We start from the raw sequence: 26,012 nt of genomic DNA on the forward strand, positions 1-26,012 counted from the left end.
AAAACCGCTATTCATATATATAGGTAACCGTACGCTGTCCAGCATCAAGGTGTCATCGCTTGTTCACCTACTTGACTCCGCATTGTCATTCCCCCCGTCCAGGATCCTTACAAAGAGAATATAGGAAACACTACAAAAAACCGCCTGAGCTTCCAGGCAGCCATCGACAGGGTATCGGTATCTAGCTTTCTGTCACCGTCTGCCAAAGCTGCCCTATGGATAGAGTTCTTCGCTGTGCTAGCGCAAGAAAAAGCCTTGCTGCGCAGATTGTCGAGTGGCGTACCCTCCATTGAGTGACGGAAACCGCTGTAAATCGACGATTAGTTTTCCGTGTTCACAGTCTATTAGCCTCACGGAGCCCGCCGCAACCCGCTCAGATCAAACTATTTATTACGCTTATCACCAAACAAAATTCCAGCACGTGCGCGTCGCAACGGCTCACCGATCAAGACGATCAGCCCGACCCCAACCGCAATGGCGAGCATATCGGAAGGTACCAGCTTGAAACCGCCTAAGGCGATCAGCAGAGCTGTGGCCGCAGCCGGCGGGTGCGAGGCCTTAAGTAGCTGCTGAACGAGCAGGCAAATTCCCATCGCGATGGCCGATGCACCGACGCGCGACAGGGGCATGGTCTGGCTCGACAGCACCGATGGGGCCTGGCTCGCCCCGGTCAGTAGAACACCGACTGCGCCTGCGGCCACGCCAATCAAATGCCCCATCACCGTGTTGTAAAGCCTGGCCGACTCTAGGTTGGGCTTGTGCACATGCAGGAAAATGCTCGGACCCAGGCTGGGGAATAGCCAGGGTTGACCGGCAATGACCGCTACACCCCCGATCAATAGCGTCGTGAATGCAGCGGTGACCGGGGACCAGAACCACTCCGGTCCGCCAAATGGCTTTCCATTCTTCGTATCCTCGCCCATCAACTTGGCACTATCAGACTTTGCGGAGCGGTCTGCTTGATTCGCGTCTTCAGCCAGGCCAATTGCCGACTGTTATGCTCCGACATGCGCTGCAATAGCTCCATCATTTCGTCGTCGCGCAGCGCCTGCGTAGCTTGCTTCAACACAACGATCGATATATGCGATTCCTGTGCCAGCAACCAGCAATCATGCAAATCACGCAGTAGCGAAAGAGGGCCCTTATGGTGGCTCGGCTGAAGCACCTCAAGCAGCTTATCTGCCTCCTTTTCCTGAGTTTCGCCGTAGCGCTGGATGCATGGTTGCAAGTCTTCGGAATGCTCTTGTGAGAAGCGCGCTAGCATTTTGCATATCGCGCCAATGTCCGGCTCGGCTTTATGCTTTTCCGCCACGGCGAACAGCGCCTGAGCAGTGGCGCGCGAGCTATCGTCGAGCAGACCGAGGTAATCGGCCACATGCGCCCTGGGGTTCTCCGAAGCCTCCTTTAAATGCTCGTCGCGCATCGGATCATCCATCTCGAAGGGCTCGCCCGGTTGCATCTTTCGCAAACGCACCGCGGCGTACTTGAAATACGGCTGTTTGCTCACCGGATCCCACTCATACAGCGTCATCTCGTTGACTGCTCGAGGCCGCTCGTCATTGTCCCAGTAGCCATAGTGAAACGGCATGAACACATGGCCTGGCTCGATATCACCAATACGCGCTGGAGCGTAGGCCCACCCGCGCCGGCTCTCAATCTGCAACATGTCTCTTTCTTCGATCCCCAGGCGCTCTGCATCTTCGCCATTAAGCTGGATAAAGGCATCCGGCGCAGCTTCGTTCAGCTCGCGAGAATGGGCAGTCTTGGTTCGCGTGTGGAATTGGAACACCACTCTTCCGGTGGTCAAGTGCAACGGATAGTCCTCATCGACTATTTCGTGAGGAACAACGTAGTCGGCGCCCTTCAAAAGAGCGCGGCCAGCGGGGTTCAGCGCTTTAAACGTTTTGGGCGTGACGGCCGCACCGGTGTCCAGGTCATGACCGAAGTTCTCCGCTGTGTCGTAGAATGTACGGAAAACATAGTCGGAATAGAGGTGTTCGCGCCCGTGCGGATACTGCTCATTGCACGGCCACTGGATACCGGAGCCGCCGCTTAGTTTCTCATAGCTCATGCCCGTGTAGTCGCAGAGTTGGCCCCGCGTACATTCGCGCCACGCATCAAACGCTTCCTCGGGCGTGTTCCACTTGATCAACGGCTCGCCATCCTTGTCTCGAAAATCCATGCGGCGTGCATAATCAAGCCAGATATCGAGGTCGGCTCGCGCCTCGCCGGGGGGCTCGATGGCCTTATGCGAAATATGCACTGTCCGGTCGACGTTCGTGAAGCAGCCTGTTTTCTCGCCCCAGATCGCTGCCGGCAGCACGACATCGGCCAGAAGGGTCGTCTCGGTATGAAAACCATCTTGAGCCACCACGAAGAGATCTTTGCGAGCGAGCATCGCGCGTACTCGATGTAGGTCCGGCAGCGACACGGCGGGATTGGTGGCCGAGATCCAGAGCATCTTTAAAGTACCTTTTTCCGCGTAGCGGAAGATCTCCAATGCATGGGTCGGCGGTTTCCAGGCGGGGAGCTGTTCTTTTTCTATGTTCCACAGATCCGCCAGTTGCTGGACATGGTCCGGGTTTTCCCAGTTACGAAAGGCCGGCAAGTCGCCGTCGGCACCGCACTCGCGCGTGTTCTGTGCCGTGGGTTGGCCATTCATTTGTAATACACCGCTGCCAGGCTTCCCGATCAGGCCACGGATGAGGTTAATGTTGTTGACCTGAACCGCAGCGGCCGTTGCCTGGTTAGACTGATAGACGCCCTGCAAGACAGTAGAGACCAAGCTTTTAACCTCACCGAGAATGGTGGCAGCAGCACGCAGGTCAGCTACCGGCACGTCAGTCAGTTCTTCGACACGCTCCGGCGAATACTTCGCCACCGTTTGCCTGAGCTTGTCGAAGTCCATCGTGTGATTGTCGATGAAGTCCTGGTCGATATGCCCCGCTTCAATAATCAGGTGGAGCAGGCCGTTGAGCAGCGGCACGTTGGTGCCGACCCGTGGCGCCAGGTGAACGTCCGCCTTGGCCGCAGTGGCTGTACGCCGCGGATCGATTACCACCAGCTTGGGCGGGTTGGGTCCACTTAGCCGGTCGAGAATCCGCATCCACAACACAGTCTGGGTATTGGAAATGTTATGGCCAACGTGAAGAATCCCCTCGGTCATATCCAGATCGGTATAGCTTCCCGGCTGACCGTCCGAGCCGAAGCTTTCCTTCAACGCTGCCGCAGCGGTTGCAGTGCATAATCGGGTATTACCGTCCATATGAGGTGTGCCGAGGCCAGCCTTACCGATCACGGCGAGGGTATAGTACTCCTCCAGAAATAGCTGGCCCGACGTATAGAAGCCTATTGCATTAGCCGTGTACTGCTCATAAATCTCTTTTGAGCGGCGCACGATCAGCTCCATCGCTTCGTCCCAGCTAGCCGGTTCCAGTTGGCCGCTGTCACGGCGAATCAACGGCTGAGTGAGCCGATTATCGCTGTGGTTGGCAATCCAGCCATGCAACCCCTTCGGCCCGAGCCGACCTCGGTTGACCCGGTCATCGGTGCGACCGCGCACGCCGACGATTTTTCCTTCCTTGACGCCGATGTCTAACCCACATCCGTTCGAGCACAATACACAGGCCGATTGCACCCAGCGCTCAGGCTCGTCGGCAAGCTGATAATCAGGGCGATCGGGCCATTTGCCAACGTAGGGCGTTCTATCACCCCAGATATTGTCGATACTGTCTCGGGATTGTGCGGTCATGGCAGGCTCCTAACATGCATGTATGTGACAACTGAGAGCAGCATAGTAGATAACGGCCATCTCAACAGGAGCGGTCTAGCTGAATCGGACCAGGTATTCTAGACACTGTTTGGTCTAGTATTTGGGGTTTGAAGGGTTTGTCTAAGCGGTCAATGTAAGTGTTCGAATAAGGTTTTCATCTAATGATGAGCCATTATGTCAGCTTTAACTAAAAGATCGCTTCTGGCCGGGCAACGACGGCCCGAAATAGGCCGTCGTTTGTCTATATCAAACTTCTGTTTGTTCTGCCACATCCAACGCATTATCTATTTCAATCCCAATATATCGGACGATGCTTTCCAGCTTCGTGTAACCCAGGAGCAGCTGCACTGTCCTCAAGTTTTTCGTGCGACGGTATATAAGCGAAGCTTTGGTGCGGCGCATTATGTGCGTGCCATAGATTGAGGCATCTAAACCTATTTCGGTGACCCAGGCTTTCACAATATGGACATATTGGCGCGTGGAGAGATGCTTTGCGCTGTTGATTCGGCTGGGAAACAAGAAGTCTCTATTTCTGAGTTGAGCAAGCTGTATCCAGTCCATAACTGAGATAGGGGTTTGCTCGGTTATTTCGAACTGTTCAGGTCTTTGCTTTTTTTGCTGCGTCCAATGGCTCGTGAGGGCATACACGCATCATGGGCTATATCCCGTACTCGTAAATTGACGAGGTCGTAGCTCCGAAATTTACTATCCTATCGTTGACCAGGCTAAAGAGGGGGGAGATCTTTCGTCTTTTTAGCAAGTTGTAGCCGAACATTAATAGCTCAGGTATTTTTAAGAAGCATAGGCCTCCTGTTCTACCAACTTGCCTTTACTACAAGATGCAATGGAGATTTCAGCCGAAATATTCATGGGTTGGAGATCGGCGATATATAGACACGGAGGGTATTCTCTTGCAAGACACCAATTATTCCCCAGCACAAACGAAGGCGAAAAAGCTGAACCAGCACTGCGTCTGCGTCACTCTCGATCGGCCAGAAGTGGTTCGTAGTCTAGCTAATCAGTTGGGAAGTAATGCGAACGACATGCTTTCCAGTTCAGTCTGGCATCACTTCTTTTCAGATGTTGCGGTTTTTGTTCCCAGCCAAGATCTGGATCGAATGCTGGCCATTGTCGGAGCTCTGGAAGCTGCGGCCAAGCTCCCCGACTTTCATCACCGTGTGTTTTCCAGAGCTCCTCAGAGCGCCCGAGCCAATCCTGGCCCCGTAGGCGCCTTCATGGGCTATGATTTTCACCTCGGTGGGGAGGGTCCGCTTCTCATCGAAGTCAACACCAATGCGGGGGGCGCGTTCCTCAATGCTGAGCTTGCACGTGCCCAACTGCAATGCTGCAGCGGGGCTACTCGGGTGGCCTGGGCCGAAAACTTTGATACTGCGGTCATCGCCCAGTTCGAGAGTGAATGGCGCGCCCAGCGGGGCAGTGGACGACCGAAAAGCATAGCGATCGTCGATGACCAGCCTATCGAGCAGTACCTCTATCCTGAGTTCCGACTGGCACAGCAGCTGTTTCGGGATAATGGTATCGATGCCCACATAGTCTCTCCCTCTGATCTCAGATATGAGTTGGGTGCGTTATACAGCGGCGGCGAGCGAATCGACATGGTTTACAACCGCTTAGTGGACTTCGCTCTGGAGGTGCCAGAGCATGCCGCACTGCGCTCGGCTTGGCTGGACGGAGGCGCTGTCATAACCCCAAACCCATTCGCACACGCACTCTTTGCAGACAAGCGCAATTTAGCCGAATGGTCTGATCCTTCCATTCTTCAGGATTGGGGGTTGAGCCCAGAGAACGCCGAGCTGCTTCGCTGCGGCGTTCCGCGCACCGTTAGGGTTGCCGCCAGTAACGCAGATGAGCTTTGGCAACAGCGACGGCTGTGGTTTTTTAAACCAGTGGCAGGTTATGGCAGCAAGGGCGCTTATCGAGGCAGCAAACTTACCAAACGCACATTTTCCCAGATACTCGAAAGTGACTATATCGCTCAGGCGTACGTGCCTCCCTCGGAGCGACTGGTTCTGGTCGATGGCGAGCGGGAAATGCTCAAGGTAGACGTACGGCTATATACCTATCGTGGCAATCTGATTCTGGCTGCGGCACGCCTGTACCAAGGCCAAACCACGAATTTTCGTACACCGGGGGGCGGATTCGCACCCATACTCATTGAGCCGATCTGACATAAGGCGTGGCGTTCCAACCATAGTCTTACGGAGCGGCCTGGCACTGATCGGCAGCCTGGGTAGACGCTCGCTCAGACAAGTTCAGCAAAACAGACCATCTTATTGTTTAAATTTGGCATGCCAGTAAAACCTTACTACTCTGAACAAATCACGTGATGAGAGGTGAATCAACGCTTCCTTTCTAGGAACAAGCGAGGTGCCGCAATGCAGCCGAAAACTAAGCATTTAGCGCTGGGAGCAGCCTTCGGGCTTGCAATACTCGTTCTGATTTTACTCCTTGTCGTCGTTTGGGTGGCTTATTCCGGCACCTACAACATCGCGGCGACTCAAGGCCATCAGCCCCTTGTACGCTGGACGCTGATGACAACGATGAAAAATTCTGTAGCAGACAGGGCAGAAGCCATCACGACTCCTTCAATGAATGATGAGATGGTGACTGCCGGAGCGACCGACTACAAGTCGATGTGTCAACATTGCCACGGCGGCCCGGGAGTTCGACAGAGTGAGTGGGCTAGAGGCATGCTGCCAGAGCCGCCACATCTGACCGATACCATCTCCGAATGGGAGCCCCGCGAAGTATTCTGGTTGGCTAAACATGGGATACGAATGAGTGGTATGCCTGCGTTCGGACCTACTCACAGTGATGATGAAATCTGGAACATCACTGCGTTTGTCATGCGCCTACCCGGCATGACGGAAGATGAGTACGCAAGCTTTGAAACGGGCAGTTCAACAGATCATGGACACTAAAGGGAAACGCTATGAACATGTCTTATTGGCGTTTCGGCGCGATGATCGCTACCTCTACGGTCATTATGTACGGGGTGATGTATCTCAATACGTACGCCTATGAGCATGTCTTCTGGAGCGAAACCAGAGCATGGATGGCACTTGTGATGGGCGCTGTGATGGCGGTGATAATGCTGAGCTTTATGCTCAATATGTATCAGAAGAAACTGATCAATATCGCCATTTTTGTGGGCAGCGCTCTGCTTTTCACCGCCGCATTATGGCTCGTCCGCAGCCAGGCTACCGTGGGCGATGACGAGTATATGAAGGCAATGATTCCTCACCATTCGATCGCGATCTTAACCAGCGAGCGAGCACAAATTTCCGATCCGCGTGTGCGTAAGCTCGCCGATGAAATTATTGAGGCACAGCGTCGCGAAATTGCGGAAATGAAATATCTCATACGCGATTTGGAGAGGGCCGACTGATGTTTATTCCTTCACAGAACCGCCCTCGTCAGATCCTTATCCTTTCGACAGTAACGCTGGGCACCGCTTTTCTCGCCGGTTGTGGCGATCCTGCCCCTGGCGAAGGAGTGGAAAATCCGATGATGCAAGGGCCGTCTCCCGAAGTGGTTGGAGCGCAGGAGGCCGTCAACTCGCCTGATATACCGGCGATCGATCCCCAAACGATGCAAGAAGCCGAAATCGAAAAGGTGCTGGGAGACGCTGCGTATTGCGCCTATCGGTATACCGCAGAAAGCCCGCCGATTCTCGCTATCGACAACACGGATCAAGGCCAGGGTGCCCGCGCAGTTACCAAGATTCATGGTCGTCTAGTGGAGTTATCAGCAGACCACAATCCTGATTATGAAAACTTGAAGCAAGGCCTCATGCTCACCGCAGAAGGGTTGACGATGAGGGTGTTTTCGGATGAAGAAGAACCAGAATCAGCGGAGCCAGGAGAGCTCATTACAGCAGAGCTACACTTTTCTCTTCAACAGGGTTTGAACGCCGGGTATCTAGGCTGGTATAGGTGCGAAACAGAATAGGCAATGCCTCTTCAGTGCTTCTTGATAGTGCGCCCGTTCGGGACTTGGCCAGCGAGTAAAAGCTGTTCGGCGTGTTTTTAGCGCAAAAAGACCAGCGACGATCAGGTAAAGACCTGGAGAAGCAGATGCTGCAAAAAATATGAACAGTTCTCGGCCTAGCATTACTCCCTGCGGCAGGAAACCTAGCCGGCGGCCTAATATCTGTCATGCATGCTCAGTAAGGAGGTTGCATGGATTTCGATTTTGATAAGCTAGTCTATCCAGAAACGGTTGTTATTGATGGTGTGGAGCACAAAGCTCAGAGGGATACCTTCAAAGAAAAATGAGTATCCCTTATTCAGAGGAACCCGACGTGGGAATGAAAGCAGTGATAGTTCAAAAGGCAAGCAAAAGAGAAATACACCTCAAGGTAACTGATGTTCAGTTTCTCGAAAGTCTGCAATGCTGCAAACAGGGTATTTCTCATTTGTTTCGAAATAGTCTTCAGACATCTTTCATTCGTCCTGTTTGGCGAACAAGGCGCATGGCTTCGTGTTCTTCTAAATCCAAAAGTGCATCCACCAACTCTTTGGTCTCAGGGATTTCCGCTTTGCCAGCCAAGCTGCGATAAAGACTGATTGCTTGCTCATGGAAGTCGAAAATCTCGTGACAAATATCGTCAAAACTCAACTCGGCGTAAGGAGCATCGCAGGTCCGATGCGTACGGATAGGTTTATGCTCTAGATAGTCATATACATATGTTTTTAATGCCTTTGTGTCGGCTTGTTGCTCAAAGCGTGCAACAACACGCTGCATTTCTGCTTCGTGAGCAGCTAAATAATTGAGCAGCATTTGAGCACGCTCTTCTTCATGCTCGGTGGCGCAGTGGGCTAGGCAACTAGCGAGATGTTCATGTAGCTGACGCGTCCAATCAATCAAATCACCAAACGTTCTGACTTCCATGGGATAGCTCCTATAGCGCTATTAATGTTAATGAGCGTGGTGAGAATGCTCGCTATCGTCTGATGTGCCGCGTTTGGCGAGGAACATCCACTCACCTAGCAAAATGATCGCCATTACTACGCCTGCAATCATAAGAACAAAAGGGTCTGAGGTGGCTTTTACCCAAATAAAGCCCAGCAACACAATGGCGTCCAGCAGTATGGCAATGACCAGTATGATAGGGTTGGCGCTCACGCTCTCTTTAAGATGCCGCAGCACACCCCAGTGAATAGCGATATCCATGATCAAATAAAGAATAATGCCGAGTGCTGCGATACGGCTCAGGTCAAAGAAGGCCGTGAGCACCAAACCGAATACAATGGTGTATACCAACGTGTGCTTTTGCAGGCTGCCGGGCATGTGAAAATGACGGTGCGGTACCAGTTTCATTTCCGTCAGCATCGCAAGCATGCGCGAAACGGCAAAGACGCTGGCGATAATCCCACCGGCGGTAGCCAGCATGGCGAGTATCACAGTAAAGGCAACCGCCGCTTCACCAAGCGCGGGCCGAGCCGCAGCGGCCAGCGAATAATCTTGTGTTTCAATAATTTCTGATAAGGAAAGGTTGCTGGAGCGGCAAAGCCGACAAGCGCATAGATCACCATGCATAAGGCAATTGAGATCATAATCGCTCTACCGACATTCCGTTTGGGGTTCTTAAGCTCCGAACCGATGTTAGTAATAGTCGTGAAGTCTTTAAAGGCTAAAATGCCCAGTGCCGTTGCGCCTAAAAAAACCTGCGATTGTAGGCGAAGGTGCTTCGCTGCTTGCCCCCATTTCGAGAGAATCGGCAACAAACACACCGACAACACCAAACACAACAATACCGCCTATTTTGACGAACCCGAGTACCGAGGCAACCGTCTCAATTAGCTTGTTGGCGGATAAATTGACCAAGAAGGCCGCTAGTAGTAAACCAACACCTAATAGAGGGGCATAAAAGGAGCGATCCCCTAATTCCAAGGTGTACGAGCCAAAGGTTCTCGCCAGAAAGCTCTGCGCGATCACCATAAAAAAATACATCAAAAGCGCATGAAAAGCGGTGGGGAGTGTTGGGCCGTATGCTTTCTGAAGGTACATGCCGATGCCGCCCGCCGATGGGTAGGCATTGGACATCTTTACGTAAGAATAAGCGCTGAAAGAAACGATCACCGCAGCGGCCAAAAAAGCGAGAGGAAAAAGATAACCGGTCATTTCGGCCATCTGGCCGGTTAACGCAAAGATACCAGCCCCAATCATCACGCCTGTGCCTAATGCAACGGCACCGACCAGCGAAAGACTGCCTTCTTTATACTGTGGCGTTCTGTCCTGTTTCGCCATAAAAAAAGCTACCTCTTCAATATCGACAGCGACTACCCTCGCTGTTTCGGATAGAAATGAATGAAGTTACCTTACCTACAGCATGGGTGACGATTCTGAACGCAACCTGAACAACGCAGAATGAAGACATGATCCCGATCAAGTGTTTGGCGAAAATAGGCTTACTCATCCGAGCAGCATTCGAAGCGGCATCCACAGTCCCACGGTACCGACGAAAAGCGCCAGTGGCGCGGCCAGCCAGATAAGGGTACCCGCTAACATCAGTAGCCCCGCCAGCGTTTCAGCGTAAGGGTAAACATAGCTATAGGGGACATGGCGCTGGGCAAGCAGATCGTAGTTGAGAAACATGGTGCTGAAGCTTTCTACGTCTTGAAGCTTTTGCAGACCCAAGAGCACCATCGCAGTGGCAACGGCGTACTCTGGCATACGAGTGGTGAACAGGGAGCCTTGGGCAGCCCAGCTAAAGGCAAAGCCGATCAATAGCGCGGTGGCGAAAATCGCCAGCACCGGACGATAGGTAATGGACTTAGCGTAAGGAACGCTCATCCCCAGGTGCTCGCGGAGTTCTTCATAGCCGCCGATACGTTCATCGCCAAGATATACTTGAGGCGTTGTGTCGCATTTTCCTGTTCTTTAAACGCGTCAATTTCTTCCCGTGAGGCCAACAAGTTATCGTCAACTGTGAAGCCTTTACGCTTGAGTAGATCAACCGTTTTCAAACCGAACGGGCACATATGCTCGACGGTTTTCATCCGGTAAACCTGTGCAGAGGCAGTGGATGTTGACGTTGGTATTGTTTTTCCTTCGCTAAGAATATGGTATTTGCTAAAAATATAGAACCTTTGTGCTACACAAAGGCAAGTATAGCCTGCTCATTTATTTTAAAATTCTAGCTACGGTTACGAATAGGTTTCTTCAATGATAAAAATATATGTTAAATAAAAGGGCCAGCATAAAGGCTGGCCCTGTATCTTAAATTAGTGACTATATATTAATAGTCAACATGTAACTCATAACGGTTATCATCATTTGCGTTACTGCCACCCCCTGATCTTCCTGTAACTTCGAGTTGATAATTCCCAGGTTGCAACTGATGGACAAGGTTGAAGTGGCCTTGTGGACTGGACGCTTCTGCTACTCGTTGTCCAGACTCATTGTAAAGAACTGCTGAAATGCGGTTACCATAGCTCCTTATGCCGGGAAAATGCTCACTCGTCACTTGTAGGGTAGTCGCTTGTTCAATATTGATATTGAAACGTTTGGATTGCCCCTGAGCAAGAATCTGTGTAGAAGATACGCCTCTTTCAAGCGTCGGAACGCCTTGAGAGGTGTTGCCTTGGCTAGCCAAGACAGGTGTAGATAGTATAGTCGCTACCGTTGCGCCAAAAATAATTGCTTTAATTTTCATGATAATTACTCCAGTGGTTGATGACTTGTTTATATTAGCTGTGGTTTTTGAAATGAAGCTGAATTTAAAAATAAAAACAATAAAAAAACGCCACCAATTGGTGACGTTAAAAGTTACCCATTACCAGAGTTGTTAGAACATCCTGGGTTCATAGAATAAACGCAGCACTTTGGACAGCACGGTAGAGGTAGGAGGACCAGCGCCGGTACCCTTCTCGGCTCACCGACCAAAGTGAAGAAGAGCATGGGATACCGATAGCTGACCCAGATCCAACGATAACAGATCTACGCCCGCCATGACCTGAGCCAGCGGCAGATCGCCGGAGAGCTTGGCATCCATAACAGCACCGTCAGCCTTGAGCTGCGCCGTAACGCCACCTCTTGTGGCTACGATCCCGAGCAGGCTCAGGTGCTCAGTGATCAGCGGCGTCGTACCGCCTGGAAGTGGACGAAGCACCTGCCGAGCATGATCACTGCCGTTGTCGGCAGGCTGTATGAGGAGTGGAGCCCAAAGCAGATCAGCGGCTTCATCGCGCCCCTGGCAGGCGTCGGTGTCAGCCATCAGTGGATCTATTACTTAATCTGGGATGACAAGGCGCAGGGCGGCGATCTCTGGCAGCATCTGCGTCAGCCCAAACGTCGCAGCAAGCATCGCACTCAGGCCAAGAGCTCAGGGCTTGGCAAGATCCCTAACCGGATAGGCATCGAGCACCGCCTCGCTGAGGTCGAAAACCGGCGCTTTATCGGCCATTGGGAGGGCGACACCGTACTCCAGGGGCACAAGCATTCAGGCCTGGTCACGCTGGTCGAGCGTCGCAGCGAGTACCTGCTGGCGGCAAGGCTGCCCAGGGGCTCGGCGGAGCTGATGAAAGCGGCCATGATCCGCCTGCTGAAGCCTCGTCGGGGCGCTGGCCAGACCATCACGCTGGATAATGGCTCGGAGTTCGCCGTCCATGAAGCCGTGTCCAAGGCCGTGACGGCAGCAACGTATTTCTGTGATCCTTACTGCTCCGGGCAGCGTCGGACCAACGAGAACACGAATGGCCTGATACGGCAGTACTTTCCCAATGGAACCTACTTCCGACAGGTCACGATGGCGAGCTGCGCAAGGTGGTCAGCAAACTGAATGACCGCCCCCGAAAACGGCTCGGCTATCGGACACCGGCGCAGGTGTTCCTGGGGAATACTCAGGCGCTCTGGATACCGCAGGTGCTGAGCTTATTGATTGAAGTCAGGATTGAGATCCACAAGCTGTGTTTTCATCCTCAAAGAAGTGCCTGTTGATGTCGGAAAGTGATCGCTTTCGATTCTTACGATAGAGCTGCTGTCGAGGTTTAATTCGTACTCATGAGGAAAGGCGCTGGTTAAGATGTCGCCGCAGTTATCTCCTCCTTTAGCAGTTTATCTTGACCCTCGGAGTGGCCGAGTTCTGCAAAAGCAGGAGTAGTAATTGTAACCATCCCCTAAAATCAGTACATGCGTGATTAGAGTTCTCCAGCCTACAATGAGACAAACGGAGAACGGCATGAAGAAGTCACGGTACAGCGAGGCACAGATCGTCAAAATCCTGAAAGAGGTCGAGGGCGGTCGCCTAGTCAAGGAAGTCTGCCGGGAGTACGGCATCTCCGATGCGACCTACTACAATTGGAAATCCAAGTACGGTGGCATGGAAGCCTCTGATGTGAAGCGCCTTAAGGAACTTGAAGAAGAAAGCCGCCGGCTGAAGCAGATGTATGCTGAGCTGAGCCTGGATCACAAGCTGCTGAAGGATGTCATCAAAAAAAGCTGTAAATTCAGCCGTTCGACGAGAGCTGGTTGATTACCTCAAGCAAGCACATGGTGTCAGCACCCGTAGAGCTTACCGAATCGCTGGCATCAGTGGCTCTGTGTACCGTTATCGTCCGGACACATCTCGGGATGACCCAGTGGTTGGAGCGCTTCAAAGCGCGACTGAGCGCTATTCCGCCTACGGCTTCAGCAAACTGTTCAAGTTGCTGCGACGATGGGGTCATGGATGGAATCACAAGCGGGTCCATTGACTGTATTGCGCACTCAACCTGAATAAACGGCGACGGGGCAAGAAATGACTTCCGACACGGAACCCGGAGCCATTGAGCGTGCCAGCCACCGTTAATCAGTGCTGGCCCATGGATTTCATGAGAGACAGCCTGTTCTGTGGCCGCCGGTTTCGGAAGTTCAACGTGGTGGAGGACTTTAACCGGGAGATATTGGCTATCGAGATTGACCTAACCTGCCAGCACCGAGGGTTATAAGGGTCCTGGAACGCATTATCGTCTGGCGAGGCTACCCGGCCAAACTACGCATGGATAACGGCCGGAATTCATCTCGATCGCCCTGGCTGATTGGGCTGAACAACACGATATCAAGCTGGAGTTCATCAAACCTGGCACCCCGACTCAGAACTCGTATGTTGAGCGTTCAATCGGACTTACCGGAATGAGATCCTGAACATGTATGTCTTCCGGAACCTTACCTAAGTCCGACAACTGACCGAATCGTGGATGACGGAATACAACGATGAACGTCCCCACGATTCACTGGAAGACCTGGCGCCATGGGAATACCTGGCGAAACACCAATGCTCGGAGAACCCTAGTCAGCGGTGCAACTGAAACTGGGATGTTTACATAACCATCACGATAGCTGCAGCATCGAATACAAGCTTGAGCTTTATGAAAACCTTCCTTTCTGTTTTGTTACAATGCCATTGTGAGGCTTTTACCTGAATCCTCCCTTAATAGGGCGTATAAAAAAATGACCCAGTTCATGTTTTTATACGCTGTGCCTGGTGTAAATAAAAAAGCTTGGGCATACGCCCAAGCTAAAAGATCGAAACAGCTTCTCTGCTATACTACTAACTCATCTATCCTAGAAACTATATTGGGCGGCAACCATCACACGGCTCGCATCTTCTTCACGGTCATCGGTCAACTCCGTTTCGAAATAGCCGTACTCAATTCCATACATCAAACGCTCGTTGGGAGTCCACATCAGATTAAGAAATGTATTCTTGTTCTTTCTACCTGCATTTCCACCCACGGTAGTGTCGCCTAAATCGACATCGGTATAGCCATGAGACGCGTTCAATGAATACTGCGGCGATATTTGATAAGAAAGCCCAACGGCTCCGCCGTCGCCAGATAGCGTTTGCAGTTTGCCGTTGGTATCAACGTAGGCATCGGCACCGTTAAAGTAATCGCCAGACAGATAGAGGTAACTATTCGCCCCCTCGCTGGCGTTCACGATTGCTCTCAAGGTCACCGGCCCAGCATGATAGGCGCCTGCGGCGAAGGCCCCATAGCCCATTTCCGTATCCTTCTCGCTGCCGGTATCGTACTTCAGCTGTCGGGCGATGCCGGCGATGGAGTAGGAAAACTCACCCATGCTATTTTCATAGCGCAGGCTCAGTGCGGGTATCGATGATACGGCATCGTCATTATCCGGTAGCAAATCCTCGTCTGGCACGGAGCCATCAATGTTCTCCGCCAGCTGTGCCTTTGGATCCTCCGCAGCTATCGAGAACCCTCCCATGCTGTAGCGCAACTGGGCCAGGCGCGTCCCATAGCCATTGCTTCCCGCCGTGCCGAAGAAATCCAGTGTGGGTGTGGCGGCGACGAAGGTGTTGTAATTCGACCAGGTCTGTCCGGCAAGGATGCCATTCCAGGACCCATAAGCATGCCGTAGTCTGAAGCGCGTATTATCATCGTTGTAGGACCAGAAGTCCCCTTCGATAACGGTGTCTAGCGTGCTCCCCTCGACAGGCGTACTGGTCTGAAAGCCGATGCGGCTTTGTGTCGCGGTGACTTGAAACTGATCCCCTACATCTCTCTCATCTTCCGATCCTGCGGCTTCAGCAAAGTAACCTTCGTTAGCCGATCCGGCATCCCGATCGAAGTTGTAAGCCATGTTCAGCCTGACGTAGCCATAAAGCCCCACGGTGGTCTCTCCCACTTCGGTTTCCAGGGCCGAAACATACGTCGAGCCAATTGCCAAGGCCATAACCGTCATGCTGACCAAGGGAATCTTCTTGTTATTCCACATGATGACACCTCTTTGTGAATTGTCTTTTTTTTAGGCCGATTGCGGCAATATCAAATTAGCGAAGATTCCTGAATTAAAGCTGAATTTGCCTGCCGGGGTATCAATTTTTCATAAAAAAGGCCAGCTCATGGCTGACCTTCTGTAACCTCAGCATATTTGCCAATAAAGGTTAGTAGACAACGTGCAGCTTATAACGGTTATCATCATTTGCGTTACTGCCACCCCCTGATCTTCCTGTAACTTCGAGTTGATAATTCCCAGGTTGCAACTGATGGACAAGGTTGAAGTGGCCTTGTGGACTGGACGCTTCTGCTACTCGTTGTCCAGACTCATTGTAAAGAACTGCTGAAATGCGGTTACCATAGCTCCTTATGCCGGGAAAATGCTCACTCGTCACTTGTAGGGTAGTCGCTTGTTCAATGTTAATATTGAAACGTTTGGATTGCCCCTGAGCAAGAATCTGTGTAGAAGAGACGCCTCTTTCAAGTAGGGGCAGATCCTGGGTTGTATTGCCGAAGTTAGCCAATACAGGTGTTGAAAGAATGCTGGCTACAAGCGCTCCAAAGATAATTGGTTAACTTTCATGATAATTACTCCAGTGGTTGATGATTTGTTTATATTAGCTGTGGTTTTTGAAATGAAGCTGAATTTAAAAGGGTATACGGATTTAATGGTTGATGGGGCACCTTCACCCCATCAATCTGATACCACCCTCAGATGGTTGATAGATCGACTCCGTAGTTGAGTTCCTCTGCGAAGTCCGGCAGTCCGTAACCGATGGTTTTCTTGTAGAAAGGAGAGACCTTCGCAGTCGGTGCCTTCTTCTTGTGCTTCGTGGTGTAGAGCATTCGTGCCCGCATCACCTCGAAGGAGTAACCGCGCCCTTCACGGTTCTTGTCCTTGGCCAGTCGGTTGATGGACTCCGTGTAAGCGTTGGTGACGGGCATGTCCGTCTCGAAGTAGGTCATGGTCTCTTCGCGCCAGTTTCCCACTGCCCTGACCAGATCGCTCCAGACTTCCTTTTGGCCCTTCGGGATGGTGGCTATCCACTCGTCCAGGGCGGCTTCTGCCTGGAGCCGTGTGGTGGCGTCCCAGATGCCGTAGAAGCGCTCCTTGTGCTCGTAGGCGGCCAGCAGTTGCGGGAACGCGCCTGTCCAGGTCTCCATGATGAGGCGCTCCCGGTCTGAGACTTCGTGAGCGCGTTTCAGCAGGATTTTCCGGTCTCCCTTGAGAGTCCGGCTCTGGGACGGTTTCAGCTCCTTTCTGAGGCCCTTGCGCACTCTCTCTAGGGCATCGTTGGCCATGCGCACCACATGGAACTTATCGACCACGATACGGGCCTGGGGCAGCACAGCCTTGACCGCTGCCCGGTAGGGGTTCCACATGTCCATGCTGACGATCTCGACCTTCTGCCGGTCTTTCAGCTTCATCAGGTAATTGGTCACCACGTCCTGGCGGCGGGTGGCCAGCAGGTCGAGCAGGGTTCGCTCCTCGATGTTGGTCAGGATGCAGCGGTAGCGCTTGTTCAGGTATAGCTCGTCAATGCCCAGGATGCGGGGCGTCTCGAAGCGGTGCCAGCGCCCCAGGAACTCGGCGCGGGCGTTGAAGATGTCGCGCACCGTCTTCTCGTCCAGGCCGGTCTCTGTGCCGCCACAAAGGTGTAGGGGTGGTTGAAGGATTCCTTCTCCACGTACTCATGCAGCCGCAGTGTCATACGGAATCCGTCCACCACCTCCGGTAGCTGGGGCCTGAATGTTGTCTTGCAGGCCCGGCAGGTGTATCGGCGGCGGACCACCCAGAGAGTGACCCGCTTGCCTTGGATGGGCAGATCACGATGGGGAACATCACGCTTGCCGAACCGCACGAACTCACCCTGCACGCCGCATTCCTCGCAGGCGATCGGATCGGGCACGTCCACCTGGAAGTGCATTTCGTCGTCGGTTGATTTGCAGCCCAGTACTTGGTATTGCGGCAGGTGAAGGATGTTGTCGGGAAGTTCGGTCATGGTGTTGTATAGGCGTAGGTGTCAGTCAGATCCATCCGGCTCGGCATTGGTGTTTGTTTTTTTACCCAAAAAGCTGCCGGAAACGAAAAGTAAGGCACCGAGGACAATTGCAATATCAGCCAGGTTGAAGGCCGGCCAATGCCAGTCTCGCCAATAGAAATCAAAGGAATCCACAACATAGCCGCGAAAGACCCGGTCAATCAGGTTGCCCATGGCGCCACCGAGGATAAGACTGTAAGCGATGGCTTCTCCTTTATGACGATTTTCAAGGATCAGCTTGATCAGAAAAATCGAGACCACTACCGCGATTCCGATAAAAAAGTAGCGCTGCCAGCCTCCACCATTCGCAAAAAGACTGAATGCGGCACCGGTGTTCCATAGGTGCACCCAGTTAAAGAACGGGGTCACCGAAACATACTCGCCATAGGCCATTGATTGCTGCACCAGCCACTTTACAGCCTGATCAGACGCTGCCAGCAGGCCCGATATGGACAATAGGGCATACGGCGAGAGCTTTTTGCCAATAATGAGCATTATTTAACCCTTCAACGCCAAAATGCGTCTGGCACCGTTAAGTACAATGCCCCCCGCGATGGTGCCGATAATCAGATCCGGATAATTGGACCCGGTCCACGCGACCAGGGCGCCGGCGGTGATGACCCCCAGGTTGATCACCACGTCGTTGGCCGAAAATATCCAGCTAGCCTTCATATGAGCTCCGCCCCCTCGATGTTTGGATACCATCAGCAGACAGGCGGTATTGGCAATCAATGCGACGAATGCGATGGCTATCATCACCAGCGATTCAGGCTCACTACCGAATACAAAGCGCCTCACGACCTCTACGAGTACGCCAACAGCCAAAACCAGTTGGACCACACCAGCAACGTGCGCAACACGGACCTGCCTTTTCACGCTATGCCCAACCGCATAAAGAGCGAGTCCGTACACTGCCGCATCAGCAAAATTGTCCAGGGACTCTGCAATGAGGCCAGTTGACTGAGCCATCAGACCGGCAGTCATTTCCACCACGAACAGAAGTGCATTGATGCCGAGCAACCAGCGCAGGGTCCCGGATTCTTGCTTAGCAGAAGCTGCCGAAAACTCGGCGGCCTTGATGGTCTCCGGATTTGCAGCGACGGTTTCCTGAAGCGAGGCGCCTAGCCCCAAGGTCTTCAGTTTCGAGGTGACGGGCTCGACCTCGCCGTCATGCACGACCTTCAGCCGGCGGTTCGACAAGTCGAAGGACAGCGCCCGAATCTCCTCAAAGCCGTTCAGGGCTAGGCGAATCATTCGTTCTTCTGATGGACAGTCCATCTTCGGCACGGCATAAACACTGACCCATCTCCCTGGCGCCTCGGAGGAGGCCTGTATATCGGTATCCGCCGCGGACGTTGCATCACCGCCACAGGCGCCGCCACCACAGGATTTGTTCATGATACGACTCCACTTGAACAATGTTGTGGTACCATTTAAAACTATAAAGCTACTATAAGGTCAATAGAGTAAAGAATCCGTTGGGGAGGAGGCTGATGCGTATTGGTCAGTTGGCGCAGTTGGTAGGGGTCGAAACACAGACGATCCGCTTCTATGAACAGCAAGGCTTGTTGCCGCCGCCTGATCGGCAGGACAACGGTTACCGTGTCTATACCGAGAAGCATGGTGAGCGGCTGGCCTTCATCCGTCGCTGCAGAATCCTAGGCCTGTCACTGGCTGAGATTCACGAACTACAGAGCTATCAGGACGACCCTCATCAGCCTTGTACCGCCGTCAACGCCTTGCTCGATGATCACATCTCTCATGTGCGGTCGCAGATAACCGCTCTGCAAGCGCTTGAGAAACAACTCGTTTCACTGAGAGCGAGTTGCAACGATGACCGGGAAGTTGAGGCGTGTGGGGTTCTTGCTGGAATTAGCGAAGGAAACATGCACCAGCAGTAGGTGAAGCATCAACCAGATAATCCGATGAGATGCCGGTCTGTCTCACTCTCATGCAAAGGTAAGATCAACCATTTAATCCGCTTACCCATTAATATCTGCCCAAAACCTGAGTATTTCATTAACTCTCAAGAACTATATCAAGCCGCAAACTCATTCAAGCGACCTCCATGCGGTCAAAATGCATATTGTAACCTCGCACGCACTTCATCTCCGCTAGCGCCATTGGCTTCTTCGCCATCCATGTAGCTCATTCCAAGTCGAACATTCTTGTTGGCGTAATAGTTAACGCCCAGTGTTGTTTGCTCACCGTCGGTCGTGGCCAGCCCCACATCACTGTATTTTCCGTCACCATCCTCAAAGCGGGCAACAACTTCCCAGGCCCCTTTGGGTGATGCCGGTTTTACCCGCTTGAATGCTCCGGCTTTGTAAGGACGGCTTTCGCCGGTGATGATCCAGCCAAGCTGTACGTAATAGCCATCAACATCCACCTGGCCTTCCTCGGAATCGAAATATTCGGCCTGGGCATGGAAGGGCCCGAAAGCGCCGGCCAATTCCAGATTAAACGTATCGACCTCATTGGCCTGAGTGTCGGCATCACGCGTGGTATAACCCGCACCAAGATGAACAACAGCATTATTCGTTTGAACGGGTGCAACCGTGCCCCGTGCGGTTACTGCCGTGTTATTGAAGTCGTCGCTGCCATCGCCGTCTGCCTCGAAATAGCCGATACCGTAGGTCCAGTTGCTGCCTTTGCCACTGAGCTGGATGCCGCCGCTGCGACCGGGGGTATAACGCTCGGTCATGGCGGATCGCTCAAGGGCCGAGATGTCTTTTGAACTCGTTAATTGTTCCAGGCCGAATGGCTCTTTCTGCTTACCAATAGTCACGGTTGCCGTCGAGCCAAATCCCAGGTAGCGAATGTACAGGTCCTCAGCGTTCCCGCCGTCGGCGCCATCACTCTCAGCCACGTTGAACTGGGCTTTGTACGCCCAGTCGCCAAAGTGGCCCTTGGCGTAGAGGCGTGCCCGGCGCACGTCGAAATCGGTAGTGTCAACACCGTTGGCGTCAGACTGCGTGGCGTCGTAATCCCATTGAAGGCGCCCGCCGAGCTGAAAAGACGCAGAATTGTCAGACGTTTTCACCTTGATACCGCTCTCGGTATCGATCACAAGGTCTTTGCCGCTGGTCGTAACAGTTCCGGCCTGTGCAGCAGAAGCGGCAGAAATCGCCAAAGCCAAGCCCAAATATTTCTTGCTCATGATCTGTCTCACCTTTTTGGTTTGCTTATGTGTGTTGAAGCGCTATTAAAGCCTACTTGGCAAAGATTACAGAATAGTTACAGAGAATGGCATCAAAACAGGGCGCCGGTCCGGGTCAGTGACAGGTTCTGGGGCGCTAGGTGTTGCGGTCGTTTTTCGGGGGCAAGCTCAGAATGCGCCGATTTGTCTCTATAATTATGATAAACAAGAATAAATAAGATGTGGCAGGAATTTTGCTAAATCATATTTGGAGCAATGAAACCCAACCGAAGGTATCCATTATGAAGAAGCAGTTTTTCACCAAATCAGGTTTTATCAGTATCACTTTGCTTGCAGCACTTCAGGCTGCGCCCGCCATTGTTAGCGCTGACGTCAGCTCAAATGTGAGCGCCAGCAGCAACTATCTGTTCCGGGGCGTCACCCAGACAGACGGGGCTGCGGCTGTCCAGGGAGGGTTGGATTATGAGCATGCGTCGGGCTTCTACGCCGGTGGTTGGGGTTCCAATGTCGATTTTGGTGACGGCACCAGCTATGAGCTTGATCTTTATGCCGGATTCTCCGGCTCTGTGGAAGAACTGGGTTATGACGTTGGGTACATTTATTATGCGTATCCTGACGCGCCGGGCTCCATCGACTTCGGCGAACTGTACGGCGAGATCAGTTATGGCATTGCGGCCATCGGCCTGGCCTACACGATCAACAGCGACACCAGTGGTGATGGGGTGTTCGTGCAGGGGGATGCCTATTACTACGCCTCTGTTGGGGTGCCTCTGGAGGACAGCTACAGTGCCGGTGTGACGCTTGGCTATTACGACTTCGCTGATGACGGCAAGGCTTCTGTCGGCGAGGCAAGTTATTCACACGTCGCCGCCAACGTTACAAAGGATGCGGGAAACTTCGGTTCTTTCAGTGTTAACGTGGAGTACGCGGACATTGAGTCAACCGACGCGCTTGGCTCTGTCAACTCGGATGATCCGAAGTTCTGGCTGGGTTGGAGCAGGAGTTTCTGATCGGCCAAGTGATCACAAGCAATTCAGATCCAGAATAAAAAGCCGGCCCAAATGACGGGCCGGTTTTTATTTATCATGCAAGAACCCACCATCGTGCGCCTGCCTTGACGCCCGGTGACTCGACATCCTCGCCCTTACCTCTGCCCCCCCCCTGCCGCCAAAGCTCATTTCTTATCCGGTGCCTGAATTTCAAACTGTATTAAAGGTTTGTCTGTAAGGTCGCTCCGGAATCCCACGCAAAAATGCTGACTCACTGACCTCAGTCAAACAGCCAGGATGATACTGAATGAACAAACGATTGTTGTTGTGCGCGATGATAGTTCCGGGAGCCTTGGCCGTCTCTCCCATGGTGTCGGCCCAGGCACAAGAGAGTGTGTCGCTGAAAGAATATCAGCAGGCCAAAGCCAGCCAGGCTGTTTCCCTGAACCAGGCCATGGTGATGGCTTTCGAGAACAGCCCGGTATTGGCTTTGAGGCGGGCCGCGGTCTCGATACAGCAGGGACAGTTATGTTTGATATTCGATTTCTACGGCCGACTCGTCTCCACAATGAATGAAGAGTTCCCCTTTCGCTGAATTTGAAGATGAAAACTGAAACCAACCACGGCCAGACTTTTCACGACCATCATCATTTCCAGACCAAGAAAACTCGACTCGCCCTCCATCATCTGGAATGCGGTAGTCGATTTGGCCCTCAACTGCTCCGAATACAAAAAAGCCGAGGCCATCTTCATCGAACTGGAAGTATCCGGGCTCGATAAGATCAACAAAGTCTTGATCCCACATTTCCATCCACTTAATTCGCCAGCGTCCAACGACTTTACTCAAACTACCTCCTTAAAACATAACAGTGATTATACGCCCTTCAACATAACACTATTGAGCGCGCCAGCATGATTATTGATGTTATATCGCCACTCAAACAGGCATAAACCACTGTTTCTAATACCTGAATCCGTGAAGCCGGCGCCGACACTTTCCCTATCACCGCCAGCGAGCACTTTTTGATCATTCGCCCCGTGCAAGTTGGCTTTCGCAAGCCCGTTATTGCCAAAACCCACCGTGCTGATCGGTGCTGACGGCCCGTTTTGTCATGCCTTTCCACCCGCCAGGCACGACATATCTGGCGATCGCGTGTCGCTTGGAACTGCTTGTGGATAGAGTGTCGCCGATTGACGGTCAGCATGGCGTTCCTCGTGGATAACGCAGTCGGCTCCGCAGCGTCTTGAGCACCGTCATGCGCCCGATATCCTGCCCGAAGTCGAGGATGATCTGCCGTGCCTTGTGAATCACGAGAGCCGCACGGTGCACCAGCTCTTGTAGCACGGTGCGCAGCCGGCGCCGCTTGGCCGGGTGGCGAACCGGGCTCAGCTCGCCGGTCATGCCCAGCTGTCCCATCAGGCGCAGGATGTTGTAGGCCAACTGGGCGAGATGCAGGATCAGATCGTTGGTGGCGAACTTGCCGGACGGCAAGCGCTCCAGGTCGAGATCGGTCTTGATCTCGCTGTGAAACTGCTCATGGGTGGCATGCGCCTGGTAGCGCTTGATCACCGCCTCCGGCGCCTCGTCCAGGCTGGTCCACCAGCCTTCCAACTCATAGTCCGGTTCGAGCAGCAACTGGCCATCGCGATCGGCGGTGCGCTCTACCAGGCGCATCACGCGTTGGACGACGTATTCGGTCTTGTTGTCGTCGTGGATCGAGACGGTCTGCAGCCACAGCGCCTGGCGCTTGCCAGGACGCAGCTCTTCCCAGTAGTCCGCCGCCACCGCCAGCCAGGTATCTCGATCAGCCGTGGCCGAGCCGCGCGGGTTCCATTTGACGACATAGTCGAGCCGGCGCCCCTCGTCGGCAAAGACCTGGCGCTGCTGTTCGAGAAGCGCCAGGTGCGCCTGGCTGTCGAAGCCGCTGTCCTCGCGTAACAGGATCGGTTGCTTGGTCAGGCCTTGGGTGCGAGGCAGCACCCGCTCCAGGAAGGCGTTGCTCTCCTTCATGGTGTGCTGCTTGCCAGGCCGCAGTTCCAGACCCAGGCACCACCCTTCGTTGCCCAGATAGGCGGCGATCGGTGTGTAGCCATCGACCTTCTGGTAGGTCCGCGAGACGCCTTCCTTCTTCGAGTTGCTGTTGTCCATGACGAAGGTGTCGATGTCCAGGCAGACGTGCGTCGTCTCGGCGGTGATCGGTGCTTCGATCAGTGACAGCAGGGTCGTGGACCAGGTGGCGGTGCGCGCCTGCAGGTCGTTGGCGGCAAGTTTCTCCAGCCGCTGTCGCAGCGTCGCCGCGCTCGGCACCTTCTGCAGGGTCAGCAGTTGTTGGAAGGGCTTGTCGCGGCGGAAGTTCTCGACAGCGTCATAGTCGCTCATGCCCAGACACAGCAGGCCCAGGTAGCTCTTGATCACGTCACTGGTGCGCATGCCCAGCGTGGTGGGGAAGCGGCTGTCGATGCTGTCGACGCCAGCGATCTCGAAGCATTGCCCGATGATGGACAGCCCGGCGTGGCTGGTGAGGGTGCGGCGACTGGCGCGGAACTTGACGTTGGGCATGGCACTGTCTGGGTGAATGGCGATATTCGCTATATTGCCATGCAGTTCAGTAGGTTAGAAGCATTCCTGGGGGCCGGTCTCACGGATTCAGGAGTATCACTTTGCTTGCAGCACTTCAGGCTGCGCCCGCCATTGTTAGCGCTGACGTCAGCTCAAATGTGAGCGCCAGCAGCAACTATCTGTTCCGGGGCGTCACCCAGACAGACGGGGCTGCGGCTGTCCAGGGAGGGTTGGATTATGTTATGAGCATGCGTCGGGCTTCTACGCCGGTGGCTGGGGTTCCAATGTCGATTTTGGTGACGGCACCAGCTATGAGCTTGATCTTTATGCCGGATTCTCCGGCTCTGTGGAAGAACTGGGTTATGACGTTGGGTACATTTATTGGGTATACGGATTTAATGGTTGATGGGGCACCTTCACCCCATCAATCTGATACCACCCTCAGATGGTTGATAGATCGACTCCGTAGTTGAGTTCCTCTGCGAAGTCCGGCAGTCCGTAACCGATGGTTTTCTTGTAGAAAGGAGAGACCTTCGCAGTCGGTGCCTTCTTCTTGTGCTTCGTGGTGTAGAGCATTCGTGCCCGCATCACCTCGAAGGAGTAACCGCGCCCTTCACGGTTCTTGTCCTTGGCCAGTCGGTTGATGGACTCCGTGTAAGCGTTGGTGACGGGCATGTCCGTCTCGAAGTAGGTCATGGTCTCTTCGCGCCAGTTTCCCACTGCCCTGACCAGATCGCTCCAGACTTCCTTTTGGCCCTTCGGGATGGTGGCTATCCACTCGTCCAGGGCGGCTTCTGCCTGGAGCCGTGTGATGGCGTCCCAGATGCCGTAGAAGCGTTCCTTGTGCTCGTAGGCGGCCAGCAGTTGCGGGAATGCGCCTGTCCAGGTCTCCATGATCAGCCGTTCCCGATCTGAAACTTCGTGAGCGCGTTTCAGCAGGATCTTCCGGTCGCCCTTGAGGGTTCGGCTCTGGGAGGGTTTCAGCTCCTTTCTGAGGCCCTTGCGCACCTTCTCCAGGGCATCGTTGGCCATGCGTACCACATGGAACTTATCGACCACGATGCGGGCCTGTGGCAGCACGGCCTTGACCGCTGCCCGGTAAGGGTTCCACATGTCCATGCTGACGATCTCGACCTTCTGCCGGTCTTTCAGCTTCATCAGGTAATTGGTCACCACGTCCTGGCGGCGGGTGGCCAGCAGGTCGAGCAGGGTTCGCTCCTCGATGTTGGTCAGGATGCAGCGGTAGCGCTTGTTCAGGTATAGCTCGTCAATGCCCAGGATGCGGGGCGTCTCGAAGCGGTGCCAGCGCCCCAGGAACTCGGCGCGGGCGTTGAAGATGTCGCGCACCGTCTTCTCGTCCAGGCCGGTCTCTGTGCCGCCACAAAGGTGTAGGGGTGGTTGAAGGATTCCTTCTCCACGTACTCATGCAGCCGCAGTGTCATACGGAATCCGTCCACCACCTCCGGTAGCTGGGGCCTGAATGTTGTCTTGCAGGCCCGGCAGGTGTATCGGCGGCGGACCACCCAGAGAGTGACCCGCTTGCCTTGGATGGGCAGATCACGATGGGGAACATCACGCTTGCCGAACCGCACGAACTCACCCTGCACGCCGCATTCCTCGCAGGCGATCGGATCGGGCACGTCCACCTGGAAGTGCATTTCGTCGTCGGTTGATTTGCAGCCCAGTACTTGGTATTGCGGCAGGTGAAGGATGTTGTCGGGAAGTTCGGTCATGGTGTTGTATAG

The 26,012-nt window shown here is 53.5% G+C and carries 18 protein-coding genes and 7 pseudogenes; 9 read left to right on the forward strand and 16 right to left on the reverse strand.

Annotated elements, in window-relative coordinates; translation table 11 throughout:
* Positions 1-383: 383 nt before the first annotated feature.
* From KO116_RS22005 to KO116_RS25975, 3 genes and pseudogenes are all read right to left on the reverse strand, one after another.
* Complete coding sequence (locus KO116_RS22005) at positions 384-923, reverse strand: HPP family protein (protein WP_052703838.1); 540 nt, start codon at positions 921-923, stop codon at positions 384-386.
* Positions 923-3,751 carry a molybdopterin oxidoreductase family protein gene (locus KO116_RS22010; protein WP_035556002.1) on the reverse strand — a complete coding sequence of 943 codons (2,829 nt, stop codon included), beginning with the start codon at positions 3,749-3,751 and terminating at the stop codon, positions 923-925. The genes KO116_RS22005 and KO116_RS22010 overlap by 1 nt, the downstream gene beginning before the upstream one ends.
* A 267-nt stretch (positions 3,752-4,018) precedes the next feature.
* Positions 4,019-4,551, reverse strand: a pseudogene (locus tag KO116_RS25975) (tyrosine-type recombinase/integrase).
* Positions 4,552-4,683: 132 nt separating this feature from the next.
* On the opposite strand from KO116_RS25975, the gene KO116_RS22020 reads away from it, so the two are divergent.
* The 4 genes from KO116_RS22020 (at position 4,684) to KO116_RS22035 (ending at position 7,744) form a co-directional block, all read left to right on the forward strand.
* Positions 4,684-5,961, forward strand: coding sequence for a hypothetical protein (locus KO116_RS22020; RefSeq protein ID WP_082072710.1), 1,278 nt, complete (start codon positions 4,684-4,686; stop codon positions 5,959-5,961).
* A 207-nt stretch (positions 5,962-6,168) separates the two neighbouring features.
* A complete protein-coding gene (locus tag KO116_RS22025; protein WP_045812310.1) occupies positions 6,169-6,714 on the forward strand; it encodes a c-type cytochrome in 546 nt (181 codons plus the stop codon).
* A gap of 11 nt (positions 6,715-6,725) precedes the next feature.
* Complete coding sequence (locus tag KO116_RS22030; RefSeq protein WP_035556000.1) at positions 6,726-7,181, forward strand: DUF305 domain-containing protein; 456 nt, start codon at positions 6,726-6,728, stop codon at positions 7,179-7,181.
* Positions 7,181-7,744, forward strand: coding sequence for a hypothetical protein (locus KO116_RS22035; RefSeq protein WP_035555998.1), 564 nt, complete (start codon positions 7,181-7,183; stop codon positions 7,742-7,744). The genes KO116_RS22030 and KO116_RS22035 overlap by 1 nt, the downstream gene beginning before the upstream one ends.
* A gap of 483 nt (positions 7,745-8,227) precedes the next feature.
* Here KO116_RS22035 and KO116_RS22040 read toward each other — a convergent pair whose 3' ends face one another.
* The 5 genes and pseudogenes from KO116_RS22040 to KO116_RS22055 form a co-directional block, all read right to left on the reverse strand.
* Positions 8,228-8,686 (reverse strand): hypothetical protein, encoded by a 459-nt coding sequence (locus KO116_RS22040; protein WP_035555996.1) that lies wholly within the window; start codon positions 8,684-8,686, stop codon positions 8,228-8,230.
* Positions 8,687-8,713: 27 nt separating this feature from the next.
* Positions 8,714-10,045 (reverse strand): annotated as a pseudogene (locus KO116_RS22045) (APC family permease).
* A gap of 165 nt (positions 10,046-10,210) precedes the next feature.
* A complete protein-coding gene (locus KO116_RS25980) occupies positions 10,211-10,591 on the reverse strand; it encodes a MauE/DoxX family redox-associated membrane protein (protein ID WP_235272585.1) in 381 nt (126 codons plus the stop codon).
* On the reverse strand, positions 10,588-10,797 hold the full coding sequence (locus KO116_RS25985; RefSeq protein WP_235272586.1) for a hypothetical protein: 210 nt from the start codon (positions 10,795-10,797) through the stop codon (positions 10,588-10,590). Before KO116_RS25985 ends, KO116_RS25980 begins: the two co-directional genes overlap by 4 nt.
* A gap of 239 nt (positions 10,798-11,036) precedes the next feature.
* Positions 11,037-11,453, reverse strand: a complete 417-nt coding sequence (locus tag KO116_RS22055) for a hypothetical protein (RefSeq protein WP_035555993.1) — start codon at positions 11,451-11,453, stop codon at positions 11,037-11,039.
* A gap of 258 nt (positions 11,454-11,711) precedes the next feature.
* Between KO116_RS22055 and KO116_RS22060 the strand changes: the two are divergent.
* Both KO116_RS22060 and KO116_RS24890 read left to right on the forward strand, forming a co-directional pair.
* Positions 11,712-12,681, forward strand: a pseudogene (locus KO116_RS22060) (IS30 family transposase).
* Between the two features lie 296 nt (positions 12,682-12,977).
* Positions 12,978-14,085, forward strand: a pseudogene (locus KO116_RS24890) (IS3 family transposase).
* A 256-nt stretch (positions 14,086-14,341) separates the two neighbouring features.
* Here KO116_RS24890 and KO116_RS22070 read toward each other — a convergent pair.
* From KO116_RS22070 to KO116_RS22085, 4 genes and pseudogenes are all read right to left on the reverse strand, one after another.
* On the reverse strand, positions 14,342-15,514 hold the full coding sequence (locus KO116_RS22070; protein ID WP_052703841.1) for a DcaP family trimeric outer membrane transporter: 1,173 nt from the start codon (positions 15,512-15,514) through the stop codon (positions 14,342-14,344).
* A gap of 713 nt (positions 15,515-16,227) precedes the next feature.
* A pseudogene (locus KO116_RS22075) lies at positions 16,228-17,519 on the reverse strand (ISL3-like element ISPpu12 family transposase).
* A 21-nt stretch (positions 17,520-17,540) separates the two neighbouring features.
* Positions 17,541-18,053, reverse strand: a complete 513-nt coding sequence (gene lspA / locus KO116_RS22080) for a signal peptidase II (RefSeq protein ID WP_035565177.1) — start codon at positions 18,051-18,053, stop codon at positions 17,541-17,543.
* Between the two features lie 3 nt (positions 18,054-18,056).
* Entirely contained in the window at positions 18,057-18,956 is a 900-nt protein-coding gene (locus KO116_RS22085) for a cation transporter (protein WP_045812311.1), read from the reverse strand.
* 95 nt (positions 18,957-19,051) lie between these two features.
* Between KO116_RS22085 and cadR the strand changes: the two genes are divergently transcribed.
* Positions 19,052-19,459 carry a Cd(II)/Pb(II)-responsive transcriptional regulator gene (gene cadR / locus KO116_RS22090; protein WP_035566955.1) on the forward strand — a complete coding sequence of 136 codons (408 nt, stop codon included), beginning with the start codon at positions 19,052-19,054 and terminating at the stop codon, positions 19,457-19,459.
* A gap of 173 nt (positions 19,460-19,632) precedes the next feature.
* Here the strand turns inward: cadR and KO116_RS22095 are convergent, their stop codons facing one another.
* The gene (locus tag KO116_RS22095; RefSeq protein ID WP_035566952.1) at positions 19,633-20,718 is read right to left on the reverse strand and encodes an OprO/OprP family phosphate-selective porin; all 1,086 of its coding nucleotides are present in this window, start codon (positions 20,716-20,718) and stop codon (positions 19,633-19,635) included.
* A gap of 281 nt (positions 20,719-20,999) precedes the next feature.
* Here KO116_RS22095 and KO116_RS22100 point away from each other — a divergent pair, with 281 nt between their 5' ends.
* Positions 21,000-21,728, forward strand: coding sequence for a TorF family putative porin (locus tag KO116_RS22100; RefSeq protein WP_035566949.1), 729 nt, complete (start codon positions 21,000-21,002; stop codon positions 21,726-21,728).
* Positions 21,729-22,233: 505 nt separating this feature from the next.
* Here KO116_RS22100 and KO116_RS24900 read toward each other — a convergent pair.
* Both KO116_RS24900 and KO116_RS22115 read right to left on the reverse strand, forming a co-directional pair.
* The gene (locus tag KO116_RS24900) at positions 22,234-22,554 is read right to left on the reverse strand and encodes a hypothetical protein (RefSeq protein ID WP_164834383.1); all 321 of its coding nucleotides are present in this window, start codon (positions 22,552-22,554) and stop codon (positions 22,234-22,236) included.
* 351 nt (positions 22,555-22,905) lie between these two features.
* Positions 22,906-24,267: an IS1380 family transposase gene (locus KO116_RS22115; RefSeq protein WP_045812073.1), complete on the reverse strand. Its 1,362-nt coding sequence runs from the start codon at positions 24,265-24,267 to the stop codon at positions 22,906-22,908.
* A 95-nt stretch (positions 24,268-24,362) separates the two neighbouring features.
* On the opposite strand from KO116_RS22115, the pseudogene KO116_RS22120 reads away from it, so the two are divergent.
* Positions 24,363-24,658: pseudogene (locus KO116_RS22120) on the forward strand (TorF family putative porin); the annotation flags it as partial.
* Between the two features lie 50 nt (positions 24,659-24,708).
* Here KO116_RS22120 and KO116_RS22125 read toward each other — a convergent pair.
* Positions 24,709-26,000 (reverse strand): annotated as a pseudogene (locus KO116_RS22125) (ISL3-like element ISPpu12 family transposase).
* Positions 26,001-26,012: the final 12 nt, after the last annotated feature.

Origin of the sequence: Halomonas sp. KO116, from assembly GCF_000734975.2 — a bacterium.
In the GTDB taxonomy this organism is placed as follows: domain Bacteria; phylum Pseudomonadota; class Gammaproteobacteria; order Pseudomonadales; family Halomonadaceae; genus Vreelandella; species Vreelandella glaciei.

Bases quoted from the DNA above. Each gene is read 5' to 3' on its own strand.
- KO116_RS22005 (WP_052703838.1), bottom strand. From the start codon at position 923: ATGGGCGAGGATACGAAGAATGGAAAGCCATTTGGCGGACCGGAGTGG.
- KO116_RS22010 (WP_035556002.1), bottom strand. From the start codon at position 3,751: ATGACCGCACAATCCCGAGACAGTATCGACAATATCTGGGGTGATAGA.
- KO116_RS22025 (WP_045812310.1), top strand. From the start codon at position 6,169: ATGCAGCCGAAAACTAAGCATTTAGCGCTGGGAGCAGCCTTCGGGCTT.
- KO116_RS22030 (WP_035556000.1), top strand. From the start codon at position 6,726: ATGAACATGTCTTATTGGCGTTTCGGCGCGATGATCGCTACCTCTACG.
- KO116_RS22035 (WP_035555998.1), top strand. From the start codon at position 7,181: ATGTTTATTCCTTCACAGAACCGCCCTCGTCAGATCCTTATCCTTTCG.
- KO116_RS22040 (WP_035555996.1), bottom strand. From the start codon at position 8,686: ATGGAAGTCAGAACGTTTGGTGATTTGATTGATTGGACGCGTCAGCTA.
- KO116_RS25980 (WP_235272585.1), bottom strand. From the start codon at position 10,591: ATGAGCGTTCCTTACGCTAAGTCCATTACCTATCGTCCGGTGCTGGCG.
- KO116_RS25985 (WP_235272586.1), bottom strand. From the start codon at position 10,797: ATGAAAACCGTCGAGCATATGTGCCCGTTCGGTTTGAAAACGGTTGAT.
- KO116_RS22055 (WP_035555993.1), bottom strand. From the start codon at position 11,453: ATGAAAATTAAAGCAATTATTTTTGGCGCAACGGTAGCGACTATACTA.
- KO116_RS22070 (WP_052703841.1), bottom strand. From the start codon at position 15,514: ATGTGGAATAACAAGAAGATTCCCTTGGTCAGCATGACGGTTATGGCC.
- lspA (WP_035565177.1), bottom strand. From the start codon at position 18,053: ATGCTCATTATTGGCAAAAAGCTCTCGCCGTATGCCCTATTGTCCATA.
- KO116_RS22085 (WP_045812311.1), bottom strand. From the start codon at position 18,956: ATGAACAAATCCTGTGGTGGCGGCGCCTGTGGCGGTGATGCAACGTCC.
- cadR (WP_035566955.1), top strand. From the start codon at position 19,052: ATGCGTATTGGTCAGTTGGCGCAGTTGGTAGGGGTCGAAACACAGACG.
- KO116_RS22095 (WP_035566952.1), bottom strand. From the start codon at position 20,718: ATGAGCAAGAAATATTTGGGCTTGGCTTTGGCGATTTCTGCCGCTTCT.
- KO116_RS22100 (WP_035566949.1), top strand. From the start codon at position 21,000: ATGAAGAAGCAGTTTTTCACCAAATCAGGTTTTATCAGTATCACTTTG.
- KO116_RS22115 (WP_045812073.1), bottom strand. From the start codon at position 24,267: ATGCCCAACGTCAAGTTCCGCGCCAGTCGCCGCACCCTCACCAGCCAC.